General features: G+C 71.7%; 17 protein-coding genes. 6 read left to right on the top strand and 11 right to left on the bottom strand.

Annotation, left to right across the window (positions count from 1 at the left end; translation table 11 throughout):
* The first annotated feature begins 16 nt into the window (after positions 1-16).
* Positions 17-1,270 carry a glycoside hydrolase family 53 protein gene (locus tag ABD733_RS07390; protein WP_344794590.1) on the top strand — a complete coding sequence of 418 codons (1,254 nt, stop codon included), beginning with the start codon at positions 17-19 and terminating at the stop codon, positions 1,268-1,270.
* A gap of 24 nt (positions 1,271-1,294) precedes the next feature.
* Here ABD733_RS07390 and ABD733_RS07395 read toward each other — a convergent pair whose 3' ends face one another.
* From ABD733_RS07395 to ABD733_RS07410, 4 genes are all read right to left on the bottom strand, one after another.
* Complete coding sequence (locus ABD733_RS07395; RefSeq protein ID WP_344794592.1) at positions 1,295-1,435, bottom strand: hypothetical protein; 141 nt, start codon at positions 1,433-1,435, stop codon at positions 1,295-1,297.
* Positions 1,436-1,496: 61 nt separating this feature from the next.
* Positions 1,497-1,853, bottom strand: coding sequence for a hypothetical protein (locus ABD733_RS07400; protein ID WP_344794594.1), 357 nt, complete (start codon positions 1,851-1,853; stop codon positions 1,497-1,499).
* A gap of 228 nt (positions 1,854-2,081) precedes the next feature.
* Positions 2,082-2,681, bottom strand: coding sequence for a TetR/AcrR family transcriptional regulator (locus ABD733_RS07405; RefSeq protein ID WP_344794596.1), 600 nt, complete (start codon positions 2,679-2,681; stop codon positions 2,082-2,084).
* 260 nt (positions 2,682-2,941) lie between these two features.
* Positions 2,942-3,484, bottom strand: coding sequence for an MOSC domain-containing protein (locus ABD733_RS07410; protein ID WP_344794598.1), 543 nt, complete (start codon positions 3,482-3,484; stop codon positions 2,942-2,944).
* Positions 3,485-3,593: 109 nt separating this feature from the next.
* Here ABD733_RS07410 and ABD733_RS07415 point away from each other — a divergent pair, with 109 nt between their 5' ends.
* Positions 3,594-4,817, top strand: coding sequence for an MFS transporter (locus ABD733_RS07415; protein WP_344794600.1), 1,224 nt, complete (start codon positions 3,594-3,596; stop codon positions 4,815-4,817).
* A gap of 111 nt (positions 4,818-4,928) precedes the next feature.
* On the opposite strand, the gene ABD733_RS07420 is transcribed toward ABD733_RS07415, so the two are convergent.
* Complete coding sequence (locus tag ABD733_RS07420) at positions 4,929-5,681, bottom strand: IclR family transcriptional regulator (protein WP_344794602.1); 753 nt, start codon at positions 5,679-5,681, stop codon at positions 4,929-4,931.
* 10 nt (positions 5,682-5,691) lie between these two features.
* Positions 5,692-6,651 (bottom strand): sugar kinase, encoded by a 960-nt coding sequence (locus ABD733_RS07425; RefSeq protein WP_344794604.1) that lies wholly within the window; start codon positions 6,649-6,651, stop codon positions 5,692-5,694.
* Between the two features lie 77 nt (positions 6,652-6,728).
* On the opposite strand from ABD733_RS07425, the gene ABD733_RS07430 reads away from it, so the two are divergent.
* A complete protein-coding gene (locus tag ABD733_RS07430) occupies positions 6,729-7,427 on the top strand; it encodes a bifunctional 4-hydroxy-2-oxoglutarate aldolase/2-dehydro-3-deoxy-phosphogluconate aldolase (protein WP_344794605.1) in 699 nt (232 codons plus the stop codon).
* Positions 7,428-7,535: 108 nt separating this feature from the next.
* Here the strand turns inward: ABD733_RS07430 and ABD733_RS07435 are convergent, their stop codons facing one another.
* From ABD733_RS07435 to ABD733_RS07445, 3 genes are all read right to left on the bottom strand, one after another.
* Complete coding sequence (locus ABD733_RS07435; protein ID WP_344794606.1) at positions 7,536-8,462, bottom strand: PfkB family carbohydrate kinase; 927 nt, start codon at positions 8,460-8,462, stop codon at positions 7,536-7,538.
* Positions 8,463-8,569: 107 nt separating this feature from the next.
* Entirely contained in the window at positions 8,570-11,146 is a 2,577-nt protein-coding gene (locus tag ABD733_RS07440; RefSeq protein ID WP_344794607.1) for an ATP-dependent Clp protease ATP-binding subunit, read from the bottom strand.
* Between the two features lie 99 nt (positions 11,147-11,245).
* On the bottom strand, positions 11,246-11,926 hold the full coding sequence (locus tag ABD733_RS07445) for a YflT domain-containing protein (protein ID WP_344794608.1): 681 nt from the start codon (positions 11,924-11,926) through the stop codon (positions 11,246-11,248).
* 113 nt (positions 11,927-12,039) lie between these two features.
* On the opposite strand from ABD733_RS07445, the gene ABD733_RS07450 reads away from it, so the two are divergent.
* From ABD733_RS07450 to ABD733_RS07460, 3 genes are all read left to right on the top strand, one after another.
* Complete coding sequence (locus tag ABD733_RS07450; protein WP_344794610.1) at positions 12,040-13,038, top strand: helix-turn-helix domain-containing protein; 999 nt, start codon at positions 12,040-12,042, stop codon at positions 13,036-13,038.
* Positions 13,039-13,159: 121 nt separating this feature from the next.
* Positions 13,160-14,605 carry a MocR-like transcription factor YczR gene (gene yczR / locus ABD733_RS07455; RefSeq protein ID WP_344794612.1) on the top strand — a complete coding sequence of 482 codons (1,446 nt, stop codon included), beginning with the start codon at positions 13,160-13,162 and terminating at the stop codon, positions 14,603-14,605.
* A 120-nt stretch (positions 14,606-14,725) separates the two neighbouring features.
* Positions 14,726-15,223 carry a DUF1990 family protein gene (locus ABD733_RS07460; protein WP_344794614.1) on the top strand — a complete coding sequence of 166 codons (498 nt, stop codon included), beginning with the start codon at positions 14,726-14,728 and terminating at the stop codon, positions 15,221-15,223.
* Here the strand turns inward: ABD733_RS07460 and ABD733_RS07465 are convergent.
* Both ABD733_RS07465 and ABD733_RS07470 read right to left on the bottom strand, forming a co-directional pair.
* A complete protein-coding gene (locus ABD733_RS07465) occupies positions 15,220-17,544 on the bottom strand; it encodes a transglycosylase domain-containing protein (protein WP_344794616.1) in 2,325 nt (774 codons plus the stop codon). The two genes, ABD733_RS07460 and ABD733_RS07465, sit on opposite strands and share 4 nt — an antisense overlap.
* A gap of 94 nt (positions 17,545-17,638) precedes the next feature.
* Positions 17,639-18,277 carry a uracil-DNA glycosylase gene (locus ABD733_RS07470; RefSeq protein ID WP_344794618.1) on the bottom strand — a complete coding sequence of 213 codons (639 nt, stop codon included), beginning with the start codon at positions 18,275-18,277 and terminating at the stop codon, positions 17,639-17,641.
* Between the last annotated feature and the right edge of the window lie 2 nt (positions 18,278-18,279).

An 18,279-nucleotide genomic window follows, 5' to 3' on the forward strand; every position in this document is an offset into this window, starting at 1 on the left:
AGGAATGGAGCACTTCATGGCCGAACACCGTTTCTCTCCCAGCCGCCGAGCCGTCCTCGGCGTAGCGCTCGGCGTCCCGGGAGCCGTCCTCCTCGGGCAGGCGGCGCAGACCGCCGCCGCACCCGTCGCGTCCGCAGTGACTCCCGCCGACGGAGTCTCCGGATCGCCGCATCCCCGTCCCACCGCGTCGCCGTCGTCGGTCGGGCCGCGAGTCCGTGGAGCGGACCTCTCGTTCACGCTGCAGCTGGAGGCAGCCGGTCGTTCCTGGAGCGTCGACGGGCGACGGGCACCCATCGAGAAGATCGTGCGGGAGGCGGGCGGCAACTGGGAGCGGATCCGGGTCTGGGTGGATCCGCCAGCCGGCTACAGCACTCTGTCCGACGCCGTCACCCTGGCGAGGAGGGCGAAGCGGGCCGGCCTCAAGGTCCTGCTCGACCTTCACTTCTCCGACTTCTGGGCCGATCCCGGTCACCAGAGCACACCGGCGGCGTGGGCCGACCAGACCCTCTCCGAGCTCGAGGCGACGGTGCGGGCCTACACGAAGAATGCGCTCGAGACGCTGTCGCGAGCGGGTGCTCCGGCCGACATGGTCCAGATCGGCAACGAGATCACCGGCGGGATGCTCTGGCCGCTCGGCAGGCTCTACGACGGCTCCTCCGACCAGAACTTCCCCGCCTTCCTCGCGCTCCTCGGCGCCGGGATCGCAGGAGCCCGAGAAGCCCGCGTGCACGGTGGCCGACCGCAGATCATGGTCCACATCGACCGCGGCGGCGACAACGGCGGCAGCCGGTACTTCTACGACCGCGTCGTCGGGGCGGGCCTCGACTTCGACGTCATCGGACTGTCGTACTACCCGTTCTGGCACGGTCCGCTGCAGCAGCTCGAAGACAACCTGAGCGACCTCGCGACCCGGTACGGCAAGGAGCTGATCGTGGTCGAGACCGCCTACCCGTGGACACTCGAGAACGGCGACGAGCTGCAGAACATCCTGTACTCGCTCGATCAACTCCCGGACGCAGCCGTCTGGCCGCCGACACCGGCCGGACAACTCGCCTACTTCGAGGCCCTCCGGGGCGTCTTCCCCCACGTCCCGGGCGGTCTCGGTCTCGGCTTCATGAGCTGGGAGCCCGAGTGGACGCCCGGCGTCGGCTGGACGCCCGGCGAAGGCAACCCGAACGACAACCTGACGCTGTTCGACTTCCAGGGGCGGGCACTGCCCGCACTGGCGGCCTTCACGCCCGGGCGGATCACGACGAAGCCGAAGCCCTAGCGCCCCCGGCGGTCTGCTGCGGGGTCAGTCGTTCCGGTACTGGGGCGCTCTGACCTCGCGGCTCCGACCGCGGAGGGCGAGGACCACCATGGTCACGAACAGCACGATCAGCGCCAGAGCCATGAGCCCGGCGACGACTGCGAGGAAGACCGCGAAGACCGACATGCCCCAAGCCTAGCCGGGCGCGGGAAGGGGCCAGGAGACTGGCAGGGGCTTCCGAGCAGGATCAGGCGGCGAGGTACGCCTTCGCCCGACCCATGAGCCGGCTGACCCACTCGATCCGGCTGCGGGTCTCGCGGCGAGCTGCCGAGCGGACGTCGATGCGCTTGAGCCCGCGGGCGAGATCGTGGAGGTTGTTGCGCCGCGTGCCGTCCCAGTTCGCGTAGAGGTACGGGCCGCCGAGAGCCGGGATGGAGCGCACCCGAGCACGGACGTAGGAGTCGGGGCCGGCGTAGTAGAGGGCCTCTCCCCGCGCGATCTGCTCGGAGGCGAATCCGGCGTCGATGACGCCGTGGGAGGTGACCACGGCGGCGACGGCTCCGGTGCGATCCCGCACGACGAATTCGATCGTGAGTTCGCTCATGGGCCGTCCCTTCCGACGCTTCTGCGGACGGCTCTCGAGGGAGTCGGCAGAGGGTGTTCGTAGCGGTCGCCGTCCGGGATTTCGGACGGAGACGGGAAACGAAGGCGAGGGGTCGGGGACGGGCAGTCGAGGGCTGGCCCTGCAGGAACCCTCGATGCTTCCGCCTTCGATTCTAAGAGCGGATGCCAATGCTTTTCACTGGGAGTCCGCAGGGAAGTGCGACACGCCTCAGGCGGCCCCGCCGGTGGCCCGGACCCACCACTCCGGCGCGCCCGCCTTGATGATCCTGCGGACGTCCTCGACGGCTCGCGGCTCGTCGCAGGAGAGCCAGACCTCGATCGCTCCGACCGTCCCGGAGGCGGCGTAGGCCGCGAGGACGGCGACGGACTCGTCGTCGAGCTCGTGCTCGGGGATCGGGGCGATGTCGGGATAGACGCGGAGCGCGACCTCCAGGTTCCTCTGCAGGAAGCCCGTGAGCGTCCGCCGGACGGGGGCTGCGCTCTGACCGGCGAGAGCCGTGCGGTAGACGGGCGCGAGCTCCTCGATGTGCCGGAGCAGACGGAGTTCGCCCGCGCTGAGGACGCCCCCGAGCTCGGCGCGGGTCGGGAGCTGCTCGTTGGTCTCTGCCACGAGCTCGGCCAGCTTGTCGGCCAGGGCGATAGACAGGAGCTCCGTGACCGACGACGCATGGCGGTAGAAGGTGTCTCTCGTCACCTCGGCGGCTCGGGCGAGCTCGGAGACGCTCACGTCGTCGAGGCGGCCTGCGCAGGCGAACCGGATCACCGCGGTGGTGAGCCGATCTCGGCTCCGCTGGGATCGGGGATCCATGTCCTCAACCGTAGGGCTCGCGCCGGTGAATGATCTCCACGACGCTCGCCCGGACGCTGAGAGAGAAGACCATGCTGCGCTGCGGCGGATATCGCTGTGAGCGCGGTGGGGCGGCCTTCCCAAGCGGCCGACCCCACCGCGACGACGAATCCGTCGTCAGCCCACGACCCTGATCCTCGCCGTGGGCACCCAGCAAAAGTATCAAACAATTGTCAGTAAGACCACGCTTGTCAAGAGGATTGCGGGACTCGGATAGAGCGCTACAGTGTCGCCTCCAGCCGCACGACGGCGGGCCCGAGACGCAGGATCCCGTCGGTCAGCGGCTCGCAGCGCATCCCCCCTCGGCCGCGCATCGCCTTGAAGACGCCGGGCGCGAGCTCCCGGTCCATCCACGCGCAGGGGTTCGCCGGGCGGTTGGCGACGAACCCGACCGGCCCGTGGCCCGAGTCGACCGAGAAGCGGACTCCCCGGAGGGAGTCGACATCGAGCCCGCGCACCACGATGTTGCGCCTCGTCGCGGCGACGGGGAGGTGCTCCAGCCCGAGTTCGTGAGCGACCGACTCCAGTGCCTCCGCGGCGAAGAACGTCACCGAGGCCTGCCGGTGCGCCGGCTTGCCGAAGTACCGGTCGCCCACGATTCCGAGACCGGCTCGGAGCTCGATCTGCTCGCGGAGCTCGTCCTCTCCGGGAGCGAGCGGCAGGGCTCCGTCGGCGGGGCGGCCCTCGTAGCGGTGGTGCGGAGCAGCGAGGAGGAGCTCGATGCGGATCGCCTGATCCTGGGCGCCCCGGGCATTCGTGTCCACCGGGCCAGCGTACGGCCGGCGGCCGTCCCGTCGCGCCCCGAGACTGAGCCGTGAAGTCGATCTGAGACCACTGGGAATGGAAGCGCCGACTGGACGCTTGGCTCACTTCATGACACAGACCTCAGATCGTCGCGGCTGGCTCGGAGTGCTCTCGGTGGCGCTCGGCTCGTTCGTCCTGGTGCTCTCCGAGTTCCTGCCCATCGGGCTCCTCCCGTCGATCGCCGACGACCTGCACGTCTCCATCGCGACCGCAGGATCGATGGTCGTCGCGACCGGTCTCGCTGGCGCGGTCGCGGCCCCGGTCGTGACGGTCCTCACGTCCAGGCTCGACCGGCGCATCGTGCTCTGGTCACTCACGGTCCTGCTCATCGTCGCCGACGTGGCGGGCGCTCTCGCGCCGAACTTCGCCGTCCTTGTCGCTGCGCGGGTCCTGCTCGGCGTCGGCATCGGCGGCTTCTGGGCGATCGGCGCCGGCATCGCCGGCCGCCTGGTGGCCGAGCCGTCCGTCATCCGCGCGACCTCGTTCATCACGGCCGGCGTCTCGGTCGCGACCGTGGTCAGCCTGCCGCTCGGAGCGTTCGTCGCCTCGGTGTCGACCTGGCGCGTGGCGTTCCTCATCGGCGCCGTCCTCGGGGCGATCGCCCTCGTCGGGCAGCTCGCCATGCTTCCCCGCATCCCCTCCCTGTCGCGCGTCCGCTTCGCCACCCTCGGCGGCCTCCTGACCATCTCGCGCGCGCGGGTCGGGCTCATCGGCACCGCGTTCGTCTTCGTCGCGCAGTTCGCGGCCTACACCTTCGTCGCCCCGTACCTAGAGGACGTCGTGAAGGTCGACGGCCAGACCGTCACCCTCGCCCTCCTCGTCTTCGGCGTCGCCGGCATCATCGGCAACTTCGTCGCCGGATCGACGCTGAGCCGCAACCTCCTCGGCACCCTCGGCGTGGCCAAGTTCGTGCTCGCGGGCGCGGTCATCGCCCTGCCGTTCCTCGCCTTCTCGATCACGGGCGTCTTCCTCCTGCTGGCCGTCTGGGGCTTCGTCTGGGGAGCGCTGCCGCTCGGCATGCAGACCTGGATGGCGAAGGCGGCGCCGTCGGCGTCCGAGAGCAGCCTCGCGCTGTTCGTCACGACGATCCAGCTGTCGATCGCGGCCGGCTCGATCGTCGGCAGCGTGGCCGTCTCCGGCCTCGGGCTCGGCTTCGACTTCGGCATGGCCGGGGTCATCGCGGCGGCCGGCGCGGTCCTGCTGATCACCCTCGGCGTGCGGCGCCCGAAGCCCGTCTCCGGCGGGCGGGGCGGCGTGCCCGTCGTCACCGGGGCGGTCGAGGTGCCCTGCTGAGCTGAGCCACGCTGAGCCGAGCCACGCTGAGCCGAGCCGCGCTGAGCTGAGCGCGAGCGGATCGGGTCGCCCGGGACCGGGCCGCGGCGGGACGCCGGCGGGCGCTCGCGCTCAGGCCCCGGCGGCCGCCCAGCCCAGCTCGCTCGACACGGCCGAGCCGGCCGCCCGCACCCGCGGCAGCAGCGCCAGGACCCCGTCGTGGTCGAGCGAGAGCGTCGGCACCGACACCGACAGCGCGGCCACGACCCGGCCGGAGCCGTCACGCACCGGAACGCCCACGCAGTTGATGAAGGCCTCGTGCTCCTCGTGATCCTGCGCCCAGTCGTCGGCCGTCACCCGGTCGAGCTCGTCGGCGAGCGCCGCCGGGGTCGTGATCGTGTTCGGGGTGAACCGGAGGTAGTCGAGCCCGGCGAGCAGCTCGTCGCGCTGCCGGGTCGGCAGGTCGGCGGCCAGCACCTTGCCGACCGCGGTGCAGTGGATCGGGGCTCGCAGGCCGATGCGGGAGTACATCCGGACCCCCTGCGGCGCGTCGATCTTGTCGACGTAGACCACCTCCGAGCCCTCCCTCGTGGCGAGGTGGACGGTCTGCCCCGTGTCGGCGTTCAACCGCTCGAGGTGCGGGCGGGCCGCCTGCCGAACGTCGCGCTGCGCGAGGGCCGCGTTCGCGAGCTCGAAGACGCGACTGCCGAGCCGGTACCGGTGCTGCTCGTCGTGGACGACGAAGCGGTCGGCCTCGAGCGTCCGCAGCAGCCGCAGCACGGTCGTCTTGTGCACCTCGGCGATGCCGGCCAGGTCGTCGAGCGAGCGCGGCCCGGCCTCGAGGGCGCCGAGGAGTTGGAGCGCTCGGGCGAGACTCTGGCTCATGACCTCGAGACTAGGGCGCCCGGGGCGCGCCGTCCGCAGGCCCCACGTGGTCGCCATGCGACGCGAGCGCGATGACGGCCAGGCCGTGCGCCTCTTGAACGGCCTCGCGGACACCGCGCCCGGAGACGAGCGCCCCGAGGAACCCGGCCGCGAACGCGTCGCCGGCACCGATGGCCTCCACGACGTCCACGCGCAGCGCCGGGACGTCGTACCGGACTTCTCCGTCGAAGGCCGTGGCCGCGTTCTCGTCGTCCTTCAGCACGATCACCCGGGGCTCGGGCAGGATCGCGCGCAGCTCGTCGGGATCGTCGCTGCTGAAGACGGTCCGCGCCTCCTCAGCGCCGAGCAGCACGACGTCGGCCGCCCTGGCCAGGTCGCCCAGCAGCCGCACCCCCTCGGCCTCCCGCCCGGCCCACAGCCGCGGTCGCCAGTTCAGGTCGAAGCTCAGGAGCCGCTCCCCGCGCGGCTCGGCGACCAGCGCGAGGCAGAGGTCGCGCGCCGAGTCGGACAGGGCTGCCGTGATGCCGGTGAGGTGCACGAGCACGGCGCCGTCGACGACCGCCCGCACCTCCGGTCGCTCGAGGTACGAGGGCGAGAGCGCGCTCCCCGCGGAGCCCTGCCGGTAGTAGTGCATGCGGCTGGTGGCCCGGCCCAGGTCGAACGGGTGCTCGCTCGCGCCGCCGACCTCCTTCACGTACAGGCCGGTGGACCGCGCAGGATCCACCTCCACGGCCGAGACGTCGACGCCGTGCCGGGTCAGCTCGTCGACCACGTGCCTGCCGAAGCCGTCGTCGCCGACCCGGGTCAGGAGCGCCGCCGGCACGCCCCTCGTCGACAGCCCGACGGCCACGTTGAGCTCGGCCCCGCCGATGCTCCGGACGAACGTCTCGCACGACTCCAGGGCACCCGGCACCTCCGGGACGAGGACGGTCAGGGCCTCGCCGACACTGGCGACCTTTGCGGTGTTCACGCCGAGGAGAGTAGCCTGCCTGCACACGCAGCGCAATGACTGTTGCGTATGGCGCAACACCGAGTTGAGGAGCGACGATGACGCCCACTCCCCCTTTCGCCGCCGATCCTGCGGACTCCGACGCCGGCCTCGTGCTCCCCGTCACGATGCGCCAGCCCGGACCGATCGACGCGATCGGTCGCGACCGGGCCGTCGTCGTCGTCCGCGCCGACGACATCCCGGACACCGCCGCTCTCGTGAACGCGCTCGTCGAGGGCGGCATCCACGGCATCGAGTTCACCTTCACCACGCCCGACGTCGAGCGCCACGTCCGCGCGGCCGTCGCCGCCGTGCCCGACGCCGAGATCGGGGTCGGCACCGTCCTGACCCGCGACCAGGCGCGCTCGGCCATCGACGCGGGAGCGGGCTTCCTCGTCACGCCCGGCGTCGTCGCGGGCGTCGGGGCCGTCGCTGCCGAGGCGGGCATCCCGCTGGCCATGGGAGCCTTCACGCCCTCGGAGGTCATCGCCGCCCTCGAGCACGGCGCGACGGCCGTCAAGATCTTCCCCGCCGAGACGTGCGGGCCGCGCTTCTTCGCGCACCTCCGCGGGCCGCTTCCCGGCGTCCGCCTGATCGCGTCGGGCGGCATCGACGAGAGCAACGCGCGCGCCTTCCTCGAGGCAGGCGCCTACGCCGTGACCGCAGGATCGAGCGTGGTCACCCCGTCCCTGATCGCCGCTCGCGACTGGGCCGGCATCACGCGCCGGGCCCGCGCGTTCATGGCCGCGCTCGCGTAGCCCGTCGGGCCCTCGCCGCGCAACGTCGCGCGGACACGGCACCGCGCCGCGGCAGGGTGGGTCGTCCGGAAGACGTTGCGCGGCAACCCGAGCAACCGGAGGCCGGCGTCAGCCGAGCGCGGCCGCGAGCTCGTCGGGCGTCGGCGGGTTGGCGCCGGCGCGCGAGACGGTCACCCGCGCGCTCGCCAGAGCCGTCGCCGCCACGGCCTCGAGGTCGCCGCGTCCGAGCACGCCAGAGCGGACGCCGTCGGCGAGACCCCGCGACAGGATCGCGAACAGCAGCCCCGACATGAAGGAGTCGCCCGCTCCGATGGTGTCGACCACGTCGACCGGCTGCGAGGGCAGCGAGAGGCGGTCGGTGGCCGTGGCGACGAGGACGCCCTCGGCGCCGCGCGTGACGGCCACGAGGGTCGCACCGGCCTCGAGATACCGGTCGACGACCTCGTCGAGCAGGAGTCCCGGGTGCAGCCAGGCGGCGTCCTCGTCGCTCAGCTTCAGCACGTGCACGACGGATGCGAGGGCGTCGACGGTGGCCAGGACGGCCTCGCGGTCGGGGGTGACGCCGGGCCGGACGTTGGGGTCGAAGCTCAGCAGGGCGCGCGGCCTGGACTCGGCGAAGAGCGCTGCCACGTCGTCGCTGCCGGGCCGGAGCGCCGACGCGATCGAGCCGGTGTGCACGAGGCCGACGCCGTCGGGCAGCGCCAGTTCGCCAGGCGCCCACTCGATGTCGAACTCGTACTCCGCGTGGCGGTCGGGCTGGATCGTCGCGACGGCCGTCGAGGTGTGCTCGGCCGAGCGGGACGCCGGGTCGAGGACGACGCCGACGGGCGCCAGATGCTCCTCGAGGGCGCGGCCCCGCTGATCCTGCGCGATCTGCGTACGGAGGGTCGTCGTCACTCCGAGCCGCGCGAGACCGTAGGCGACGTTCATCGGGCTGCCCCCCGGGTGCTCGACGGTGGAGTCGCCGTCGACGACGATGTCGACGAGCGCCTCGCCGACGACGAAGGCGGACGGGAAGGCGGAGGGTGCGTGCATGTCTCCGAGGGTACCGAGCGGGTGCCGCCCGCCGCCGCCCACACGCACGAGGCAGGCCCCCTCCCGCGTGCGGGAGGGGGCCTGCCGTCTCGGCGGGGCTGCCAGACCTAGGCGGCGAGGACCGGCGCCTCGACGCGAGCCGCCAGGGCTCCGTCGACCACGTCGAGCGTGACGTGGTCGCCCCAGACGAGGCCGCCCTCGACCAGCAGCGTCGCGATCCTGTCGTCGACCTCGCGCTGGATCAGCCTGCGGAGCGGACGAGCGCCGTACTCGGGCTCGTAGCCGTTCTCTGCCAGCCACTCGATCGCCTCGGACGTCGCCCGGAAGCCCATGCCCTGCACGTCGAGCCGCACCGCCGTCTCGTGCAGCATCAGCGACACGATCGAGGCCAGCTGGTGCCGGTCGAGCTTCCGGAACAGGACGATCTCGTCGATGCGGTTGAGGAACTCGGGCCGCATCGCCTCGCGGAGCCTGCCCATGACCCGGTCGCGCAGCGCCTTCTCCGACCCGAAGCCGTTGCCGAGGTCGGCGTCCGATCCTGCGCCGGCCACGAAGCCCATCGCACCGCCGCGCGAGGCGAGGAACTCCGAGCCGAGGTTCGACGTCATGATGACCACCGTGTTCCGGAAGTCGACCGTCCGGCCCTGGCCGTCGGTGAGTCGGCCGTCGTCGAGCACCTGCAGCAGCAGGTTGAACACGTCGGGGTGCGCCTTCTCGATCTCGTCGAGCAGGATCACCGAGTACGGGTTGCGACGGACGCGCTCCGTGAGCTGGCCGGCCTCGTCGTAGCCGACGTATCCGGGAGGGGCGCCGACGAGGCGGGAGACGGTGTGACGCTCGCCGAACTCGGACATGTCGAAGCGGACCATCGCGCTCTCGTCGCCGAACAGCGACGACGCGAGCGCCTTCGCCAGCTCGGTCTTGCCCACGCCGGTCGGGCCGAGGAAGAGGAAGCTGCCGGTGGGGCGGCGCTGGTCGCCGAGGCCGGTGCGCGAGCGGCGGACGGCCTTCGCGATGGCGGTGACGGCAGCGTCCTGCCCGACGACGCGCTCGTGGAGCTCGCCCTCGAGCGCGGCCAGCCGGGAGCGGTCGCCCTCGGTGAGGCGGGCGGCGGGGATGCCGGTGGCGCGGGAGATCATCTCGGCGATGTCGTCCTCGCCGATGACCGCGTCGTCGTCGGTGGCGACAGGCGCAGGATGCGACGTGGCCGCCTCCAGGCGCTGCTCCACCTCGGTCATGCGGTCGCGGAGCTCCGAGGCCTCCTCGTACCGCTCGGCGGCGACGGCCTGGTTCTTCTGCGACTCGAGCTCGGCGAGCTCGGCCTGCAGCGCAGCCAGGTCGACCGTCGAGCCGAGGCGCAGGCGACGGCGGGCGCCGGCCTGGTCGATCAGGTCGATGGCCTTGTCGGGCAGGAAGCGGTCGGTGAGGTAGCGGTGCGACAGCTCGACCGCGGCGTGGAGCGCCTCGGGCGAGTAGGTGACCGCGTGGTGCTCCTCGTAGCGGGGAGCGAGGCCGGTCAGGATCGCCTCGGCGTCGGCCACCGAGGGCTCGGGCACCTGGACGGGCTGGAACCGGCGCTCGAGCGCGGCGTCCTTCTCCACCCGGCGGTACTCCGAGAGAGTCGTCGCACCGATGAGGTGCAGGTCGCCGCGGGCCAGCCGGGGCTTCAGGATGTTGCCGGCGTCCATGCCGCCGTCGCCGCCCGATCCTGCGCCGACGACGGTGTGCAGCTCGTCGACGAAGACGATGAGCTCGTCTCTGTGCGCGGTGATCTCGTCCATCGCCTTGGTGAGGCGCTCCTCGAAGTCGCCGCGGTAGCGGGTGCCCGCCACCATGCCGGCGAGGTCGAGGGCGACGACGCGCTTGCCGCGGAGGGGCTCGGGCACGTCACCGGTCGCGATGCGCTGGGCGAGGCCCTCGACGATGGCGGTCTTGCCGACACCGGGCTCGCCGATCAGCACCGGGTTGTTCTTGGTGCGGCGGAGCAGGATCTCGACGGTCTGCTCGATCTCGTCGGCACGCCCGATGACCGGGTCGATGCCGCCGTCGCGGGCGACCTGCGTGAGGTCGGTGCCGTAGGTGTCGAGTGTCGGCGTCTCGGACTGCTGACCCTGGCCGGCGGTCTGAGCACCTGCGCCGGCAGCGCCGGACGCAGCGGGGCCGCCCTGCGCGAAGGCCTGCATGACCGCGGGCGTGATGCCGTGCGCGGCGAGGAGCTGACCCGGGAGGGCGTCCTGGTTCACGACCAGCGCGAACATGACGTGCTCCGGGTCGACGTAGGTGGAGCCGAAGGCCCGGGCAGCCTGAGCCGCCTCGAGGAGGAGGCGCTGCGCCGCAGGGGTGAGCGCGGGGCGCGCGGGAGCGTCCGCGCTGGCGCCGGGCAGACGCCCCTCGATCGCGGCCACGAGAGCGCCGGTGTCGGCACCTGCGAACGCGACCAGGTCGCTGGCCGGCGAGCGGTCGATGACGACCCGCAGCAGGTGCAGAGCGTCGACCTCGGCGTGGCCGTGAGAGACGGCGAACTGCGCCGCCGCAGCCACGAGCTCGTGAGTGCGGCGGCTGAGCAGCCGGCCGATGTCGACGGGGCGGCCGAACGCCGAGCCGCCCTGGTTGTTCAGCAGTCGGGCGAGGATCGCGTCGAACGAGTTGTCGCCGGAGTCTGCCGGGGTGAAGCTTTCAGGCAAGGGGACCTCCATGAGAACTTGAGTGCCTTTGACTCAAGTTAACGCGCGGCGCGAGGTTCCATTCCCGGTTGTGAAAAAAGTTGAGCGTGCTCGACTCAACTAGTTCTTGTAGACGCCCTGCGACAGGACCTGGGCGGCGCGCGCCGCCACTTCAGCCCGGACGAGCACCTCGTAGCGGCCCGCCTCCATAGTCTTGACCGACGAGAAGTCGCGCTGCCCGCGGGTGGCCGCGTGGCCGAGGAATCCGAACAGGGCTCCCCAGAGGGCGCCGAAGCCGACTGCCGTGAGGAGGACGCCGAAGGGGTTGACTCCGCCGACGAAGATGCTGAACAGGATGCCGATGGCGAGACCGAACCAGAGGCCGCTCACGAGACCGCGGACGGCAGCGCGGCCGTTCGTCAGCCGACCGGAGACGTTCTCGACCGTGCGGATGTCGTGGCCGACGATCGACACGTTCTCGACCGGGAAGCCCTCGTCGCTCAGGGTGTCGACGGCCTTCTGGGCATCCTCGTACTTCGTGAAGGTCGCGACGACCTGCGGATAGCTGCCGCCGACGAACGCACCGACGCCGCCGATCGACTCGGCCGCGGAGCCCGTGGTCTCGGCGGTCGGGGCGGAGGCGGCCTGCGGCGGCTGCGATCCTGCCGGGGCGTACTCTCCGTAGGCGGGACGCTCGGGACGCTCGGCGCGCTCGGGGGTCTCGGGGCTCTCGGCGGCGGGCCGGTCGTCGTCACCGGGGAGGTCGTGAGCGGGGCGGCCGGTCGGGATGTCGTTCGACATGGTTTCCTCTTCTCGAAGGGTCGTCTGGCGGCCCAGTATGGACGTCCTAGCAGGGAGGACTCGCAGGCAACAGGGATTACTTCGAGGCTGCCTCCCGTGTGACAATCCAGCTGATGAGCACGCCGGACCTCCAGGATCACCAGGACACTCAGCCGCGGACGACAGCGGCGGGGCCGCCGATCAATTCGGAGGTGCACGGGCGCGACATCGACGGCGCGATCCACCTGTACAGCGACGGCTACAACGGCACCGGGATGCACGCGACCAAGAGCGACGACCCCTTCGCCTTCCGCTACACGATCCGCGGCGACGAGCAGCTCACCCTCCGGACCTCCCGCTTCGCCGCCTCGATCCTCGGCACCGTCGACCCCGAAGGCGAGTACGTGGTCTCGTGGATCTCCGCGGGCGAGGGCGTCATGGACGTCGGCGGCGAGGAGAAGCGCCTCACGATCGGTCAGCCGGCGATGTTCCCCACCGGCAAGCGCTTCGCGTTCCGCTTCCGCGACTACGCGCAGAACCTCATCCACTTCGACTCCGCCTTCCTCGAGCGCGTCGCCGCCGAGCGAGCGGGGGCCGCGCCGACCAAGCTGCACTTCCTGCACACGGAGGTCCCGGGGCGCGAGGCGCTGATCCGGTGGCAGGAGGCCGTCGCCAGTGTCGCCGGGACGATCCTGGGCTCGGAGGCCACCCCGCTGATGCGGTCGGAGGCGAACCTGCTCGCCGCCAACGCCCTCCTCGACACCTTCGCCTATGAAGGTCCGGAGGCGACGTCACTGACGATCCCGCCGAGCAGTGGCCGGCTGGCCGCGGCCCTGGAGTTCGTGCACTCCCACGCCGAGATGCCGCTCACGACGACCGACATCGCTCAGGCGGCGGGCCTCAGTCTGCGCGGACTGCAGCACGCGTTCAGCCGCCAGTTCGAGATGACGCCGACCGAGTACCTCCGAGGCGTGCGGCTCGACCGGGTCCGGGTCGACCTCCTCGCGGCGACGCCCTCGCGCGAGACCGTGGCCTCGATCGCGCACCGTTGGGGGTTCTCACACTCGGGGCGCTTCTCGTCGGCGTACGCCAAGCGCTTCGGCGAGTACCCGACCGAGACGCTCCGGCGCTGAGGGTCGCCGGACGGGCTGGCGAGAGCCTTAGCGGTCAGGCCCAGGATGCCACCGGGTGCGTGAGACAGTCCAATCCGCTCCGGCGACGCTCACAAGGTGCCAATCCTCCTAGAGTGGATCCATGTCGACCCCGTCGCCCGGTTCCGCACCCTTCACGGTCCGGACCACCGCCCTCACCACCCTCCTCGGCGAGTGGCGGCACGGCGGCCGGGCGCACGCCGAACTCGCCGACAAGCTCGGCCTGCTTCTGATCGACGGCCGGCTCCGCTCCGGCACGCGTCTCCCGGCCGAGCGCGAGCTGGCCGCGGCACTCGGCGTCAGCCGGACCACCATCGTCTCCGCCTACCGGGGCCTGCGGGAGCGCGGCATCCTGCGGAGCGTCCAGGGCTCGGGCAGCGTCCTCGAGCTGCCGGCGACGGGGGCGCAGGATCACTCGGCCCGCGCTCTCGAGATCGACTTCAGCAAGGCTGCTCCCGCGGCCTGGTCCGAGCTCCCCGCGATCGCCGCGTCCGCGCTCGAGCGGCTCCCCGAGCAGATGGCGGTCGGAGGCGTCGACCTGTTCGGGCTGCCCGACCTCCGCGAGCGGATCGCCGAGCGCTTCACCGAGCGCGGTGCGCCGACGAGCCCGGACAACATCCTGGTCACCCTCGGCGCCCAGCACGCGATCGCCCTGGTCGCCCGGACTCTGCTCGGGCGTTCCGACCGGGTCGTCGTCGAGACGCCCGGCTATCCGCACGCACTCGACGCGTTCCTCGCCGCCGGCGCCCGCCTCGTCGCCAGCCCGCTGACCCCGAGCGGCACCGACGCGTCGCACCTCGCCGAGACGATGCGCGACGCGCGGCCGTCGCTCATCTACCTGATGCCCGACTTCCACAACCCCACCGGCACGTCGATGCCCGACGCCGATCGGGAGCGCCTCCTGTCGGTCGCCGCGGCCACCGGCACCCCGCTGCTCGTCGACGAGACGACGGCCGAGCTCGACATCGACCGGGGCCGGACCACCACGCCCTTCGCCGCCCTGCCGTCGCGCGGCGCCGGCGTGATCACGGTCGGGTCGGTCAGCAAGACGATGTGGAGCGGGCTCCGCGTCGGGTGGATCCGGGCTGAGAGGCACCTCATCGACCGCTTCGCTCTCGCCCGCCCCGCAGCCGACATGGGCAACTCCACGCTCGACCAGCTCGTCGCGGCGGAGGCTCTCCCCCACCTCCCGCGCCTCCTCGCGCAGCGGGCGGTGCAGCTGGGTGCAGGCCGCGATCACGCGGTGTCGCTCCTCCGGGAGCTCCTGCCCGGGTGGGACGTGCCCGACGTGCACGGAGGCCTGGCCCTCTGGGTGGGCCTCGGGGCACCGCTGAGCTCGGCGCTGGCCGTGTCGGCGCGGGCACGCGGCGTCACCATCACGGCGGGATCGCGCTTCGGGATCGACGGCGCGTTCGAGCGCGACATCCGGATCCCGTTCACGGCGCCGCTCCCGGTGCTGACGGAGGGCATCGGCCGGCTGGCCGAGGCGTGGGAGAGCGTCGGCACCGGTCGCCGCGGCCCCGTCCTGGAGCCGGCGCTCGTCGTGTGAGGCAGGCCGACCGGCCGACCGGCCGGCACCTCGGCCCGCACCTCCGTCCGGCGCCCGAACCCCGCTGCGCGGGGGTGTCGCCGACGCTCGGGCGTGCGAGGCGACTGACAGGATGACGGCATGAGCAGCGGCCCCGACGACAGCACCCACCCGGAGCGAGACGAGTGGCCGGCGACCGGGCCGGCGTACCGCCGCTCGGAGGTGTCGGCGGTCGTCGGGCACGGCGAGGCGGACTGGGCGCGCCAGTGCTCCGCGATCCTGCGCTGGGAGGTCAAGACGCGCAGCGGGTTCGCCGTGTCGGACGCCTCGCCCGTCGTCGCCGGTGCGCGACTCCGGATCACGGCCCGTGTCGCGGGCATCACGGTGGTGGAGCCGGTGGAGGTGGTCGCCGTCGTGCGCCGGGCCGACCGGGTCGGGTTCTCGTACCGGACGCTCCCCGGCCACCCGGTCGACGGCGAGGAGGCGTTCGTGCTGCACCGCAGCGGCGACGTCGTGTCACTGAGCATCCGCTCGCTCACGCGGCCCGCCGCCCAGCAGCCGTGGCGCGCGCTCCACCCGGTGCTCCGTCTGGCGCAGCTCGTCGCACGGCGGAGGTACCTCCGCGCGCTCGTCGCCTAGTTCTTGGGCGCGGTGCCGTTCTTGCCGCCGCCGCCGTTGCCCTTGCCGTTGCCGCCCGAGGTGCCGCCGGTGATGCCGGGGTTGCCGACCGAGGTCGTGCCGGGCGTCGTGCCCGCTCCGGAGCGACCGGACTTGCCGTCGCTGTTCTTACTCGGCGTCGCGGCCTTGGGAGGCGCGACGTAGCCGATCTCGGACTGCGGCGGCGCCGGGAAGGCGTCGCCGCCCTTGTAGGCCTGGTTGAGCGCCGCGATGATGATCTTGTCCATCGAGAACTTGAGGCTGTAGCCGTACTGGCCGTTGATGTACGCCTTGTAGAAGCCGACCGAGCCCGAGATGTTGCCGACCCAGGTCGCCTGCGCGATGCGGCTCGTCGAGGTGACGAGCCAGTTCTGCACAGCCGCGTCGGTGGTGCCCGTCTTGGCGATGATCGGAACGCCGTCGCCCGGGTTGGCCGAGGCACCGGTGCCACCCGGCTTCAGGACGTTCTGCAGCGCGTAGTCGACGCCGGCGGCGACGTCTTGAGGCATGCCCTGCGTGCACTTCGTCTTGCTGACGGGGAGCGACTTGCCGGTGGCGTCGGTGATGCTGTCGATCGCGATCGGGGTGCAGACGACGCCGTGGTTCGCCATGCCGGCGTAGGCCGTCGCCATGGTGAGAGGCGCGATGTAGTTCGTGCCGAGGATCATCGGCGGTACCGAGATGAAGGGGTTCGACTTGGCGTCGGCAGCGTGGATGCCCATGCCGAAGGCAGTGTTCTGAATCGCGCAGAGGTCGAGCTTCTTGCCCATCTGCGCGAACGCGGTGTTGACCGAGTCGGCGGTGGCCGCGAGGACCGTCATCGATGCAGGAGCCGGATCGGCGTTCGACACGGGCCACGGGTCGTTGCCGATGCCGTAGCAGGAGTTGGTGAACTCGGAGTCGACGTAGTTGTGCTCGGTCGTCGACACCGACTCGTTCAGCGTGTGGCCCGCCTCGAGCCAGGCGGCGAGAGTGAACGCCTTGAACGACGAACCGGTCTGGAAGCCCTGCGAGCCGCCCCGGTCGTAGTCGGTGTTGTAGTTGACGCTCGTGGACCCGGGATCTGAACTGCGGACCTCGTTGAAGGTCGTGTTCTGCACCATCGTGACGATCCTGCCGGTGCCGGGCTCGACCGCGGTGCTCGCGGCGCCGACGTTCATGCCGGGCACGTACTTCGGCATGTATGCGCTGACGGCGTTCTGCGACGTCTTCTGCAGGTCGAGGTTCAGCGTCGTGTGGATCGCCAGACCGCCCTCGGTCAGCGTCTCGAGGCGGTCGGACTGGGTCTTGCCGAACGCCGGGTCGGCCGCGATCGACAGCTCGACGTACTTGCAGAAGTAGCCGGCGTCGTAGCGGGCCGCGGTGCCGCAGCCGTTGGTCTGGGGGCTGATGCGCGGCTGGATCGGCGTCTTCGTCGCCAGCGCCAGCTGGGCGTCGGTGATGTCGCCCACCTTGTGCATGCTCCGGAGGACGTAGTCGCGTCGCGCCTTGGTGAGGGCGTAGCCGTTGGCCTTGCCGTTCTCCTTGCTGCTCGGCTGGTCGATCCGGAGGTTGGCCGGGTTGTTGATGATCGCCGTGAGGGTGGCCGCCTGGACGAGGCTGAGGTTCTTCGCGGGGACGCCGAAGTAGTACTCGGACGCGGCCTGGATGCCGTACACGGTGCCGCCGAAGCCGACGATGTTGAGGTAGCTGCGGAGGATGTCGTCTTTGCTGTAGCGCTTCTCGACGCCGATGGCGTAGCGCATCTCGCGGAGCTTGCGCGCGGGGGTCGTCGCGGTGACCTGCTTGTAGCACGCGGTCGCCGACGCCTGACCCTCCTTGGTGTTGGGGTCGTACTGCTGCGCGCACCGCTGGACGAGCACGTTCTTCACGTACTGCTGGGTGATCGACGAGCCGCCCTGCACGTCGTGGCCGAGCGTGGTCGACAGGACACCGCGGACGGTGCCCTGGACGTCGATGGCGCCCTCCTTGTAGAAGCGCGGGTCTTCGGTGTCGACGGCCGACCTCGTCGCCGACAGCGAGATGTCTTTCAGCGCGACGTCGGTGCGGTTCTGCACGTAGAACGAGGCGATCTTGACGTCGTGCCCGCCCTGCTTGGCGTAGATCGACGACGCCTGAGCCGGCTGCGTGATCTTGAGGTAGCTCGGCAACGCGTTGAACGTGTCGGCTGCGGTCACGACGCCTTCGCTCGCGACGGACAGCGTCGGGACGACGAGCATGGCGGCGAGCAGACCGGCGACGACGGAGAGGCCGACGAACCCGATCAGCGCACCGATCACTTTGGGGGCTGATCGACTGGTCACGGTGCAACGGTAGACGCGGTCGTCCCGATCCGGAAACGGCTCGCTCCCCTTTCGAGAGAAATCGTCCTGAAGGACGACCCTGTGGAGGAGCAGCTCAGCCCCCCGTGCCGCCGAGCTCCCTGACCTGCCGCTCGAAGAGCGTCGCGCCGCCCTGCGCCGGGTGCCGCACGGCCACCGCCTCGATCCCGGACGCGGCCAGCGCACCCTGGGCCTTCCTCCCGACGGCCACGACGCGGGCCTCGGGGAACACCTCCAGCAGCTCGAGCACGAGCGGCGTCCCGTCGCGCACCTCCTGAGGCCTGGGCGTCCGGTTGGTGTGCCGATCGCCCGCGACGAACGGGTGGTGCGGGTACACCGGCCACGAGACCGGGAGCGGCCCCGTCCATCCTGCGAACGTCTTCCAGACGACTCTCGATGACGCCTCCCAGGGAGCCGCAGGATCGGCGGGCACCTCGAACCCGTCGCCGTCCGGCGCGCCCGTGAGCACCCCGGGGCGCGCGGTCAGCTCGCGCACGCTCACGAAGGGGACGCCCGTGATGGTCGCACCGCGCCAGCCGGGCGCCTCGCCGACGAGGAGGAGGCGGGATCCTGCGGCCCGGAGGGTCTCGAGGTACCGGCGGAGGTTGCGCCGCCGCAGGGCGCCGTCGGGCGTGCCCTCGTCGTAGAGGAACTCGGCGTCGGGTGGGGCCGGCACCTCGTCGAGGAGGGCGAAGAAGCGGTCGAGAGAGCGCACGG

This window comes from Frondihabitans peucedani (assembly GCF_039537585.1).
GTDB lineage: Bacteria > Actinomycetota > Actinomycetes > Actinomycetales > Microbacteriaceae > Frondihabitans > Frondihabitans peucedani.

Bases quoted from the DNA above. Each gene is read 5' to 3' on its own strand.
- ABD733_RS07435 (WP_344794606.1), bottom strand. From the start codon at position 8,462: ATGCACGCACCCTCCGCCTTCCCGTCCGCCTTCGTCGTCGGCGAGGCG.
- ABD733_RS07450 (WP_344794610.1), top strand. From the start codon at position 12,040: ATGAGCACGCCGGACCTCCAGGATCACCAGGACACTCAGCCGCGGACG.
- ABD733_RS07445 (WP_344794608.1), bottom strand. From the start codon at position 11,926: ATGTCGAACGACATCCCGACCGGCCGCCCCGCTCACGACCTCCCCGGT.
- ABD733_RS07430 (WP_344794605.1), top strand. From the start codon at position 6,729: ATGACGCCCACTCCCCCTTTCGCCGCCGATCCTGCGGACTCCGACGCC.
- ABD733_RS07395 (WP_344794592.1), bottom strand. From the start codon at position 1,435: ATGTCGGTCTTCGCGGTCTTCCTCGCAGTCGTCGCCGGGCTCATGGCT.
- yczR (WP_344794612.1), top strand. From the start codon at position 13,160: ATGTCGACCCCGTCGCCCGGTTCCGCACCCTTCACGGTCCGGACCACC.
- ABD733_RS07415 (WP_344794600.1), top strand. From the start codon at position 3,594: ATGACACAGACCTCAGATCGTCGCGGCTGGCTCGGAGTGCTCTCGGTG.
- ABD733_RS07400 (WP_344794594.1), bottom strand. From the start codon at position 1,853: ATGAGCGAACTCACGATCGAATTCGTCGTGCGGGATCGCACCGGAGCC.
- ABD733_RS07405 (WP_344794596.1), bottom strand. From the start codon at position 2,681: ATGGATCCCCGATCCCAGCGGAGCCGAGATCGGCTCACCACCGCGGTG.
- ABD733_RS07460 (WP_344794614.1), top strand. From the start codon at position 14,726: ATGAGCAGCGGCCCCGACGACAGCACCCACCCGGAGCGAGACGAGTGG.
- ABD733_RS07390 (WP_344794590.1), top strand. From the start codon at position 17: ATGGCCGAACACCGTTTCTCTCCCAGCCGCCGAGCCGTCCTCGGCGTA.
- ABD733_RS07420 (WP_344794602.1), bottom strand. From the start codon at position 5,681: ATGAGCCAGAGTCTCGCCCGAGCGCTCCAACTCCTCGGCGCCCTCGAG.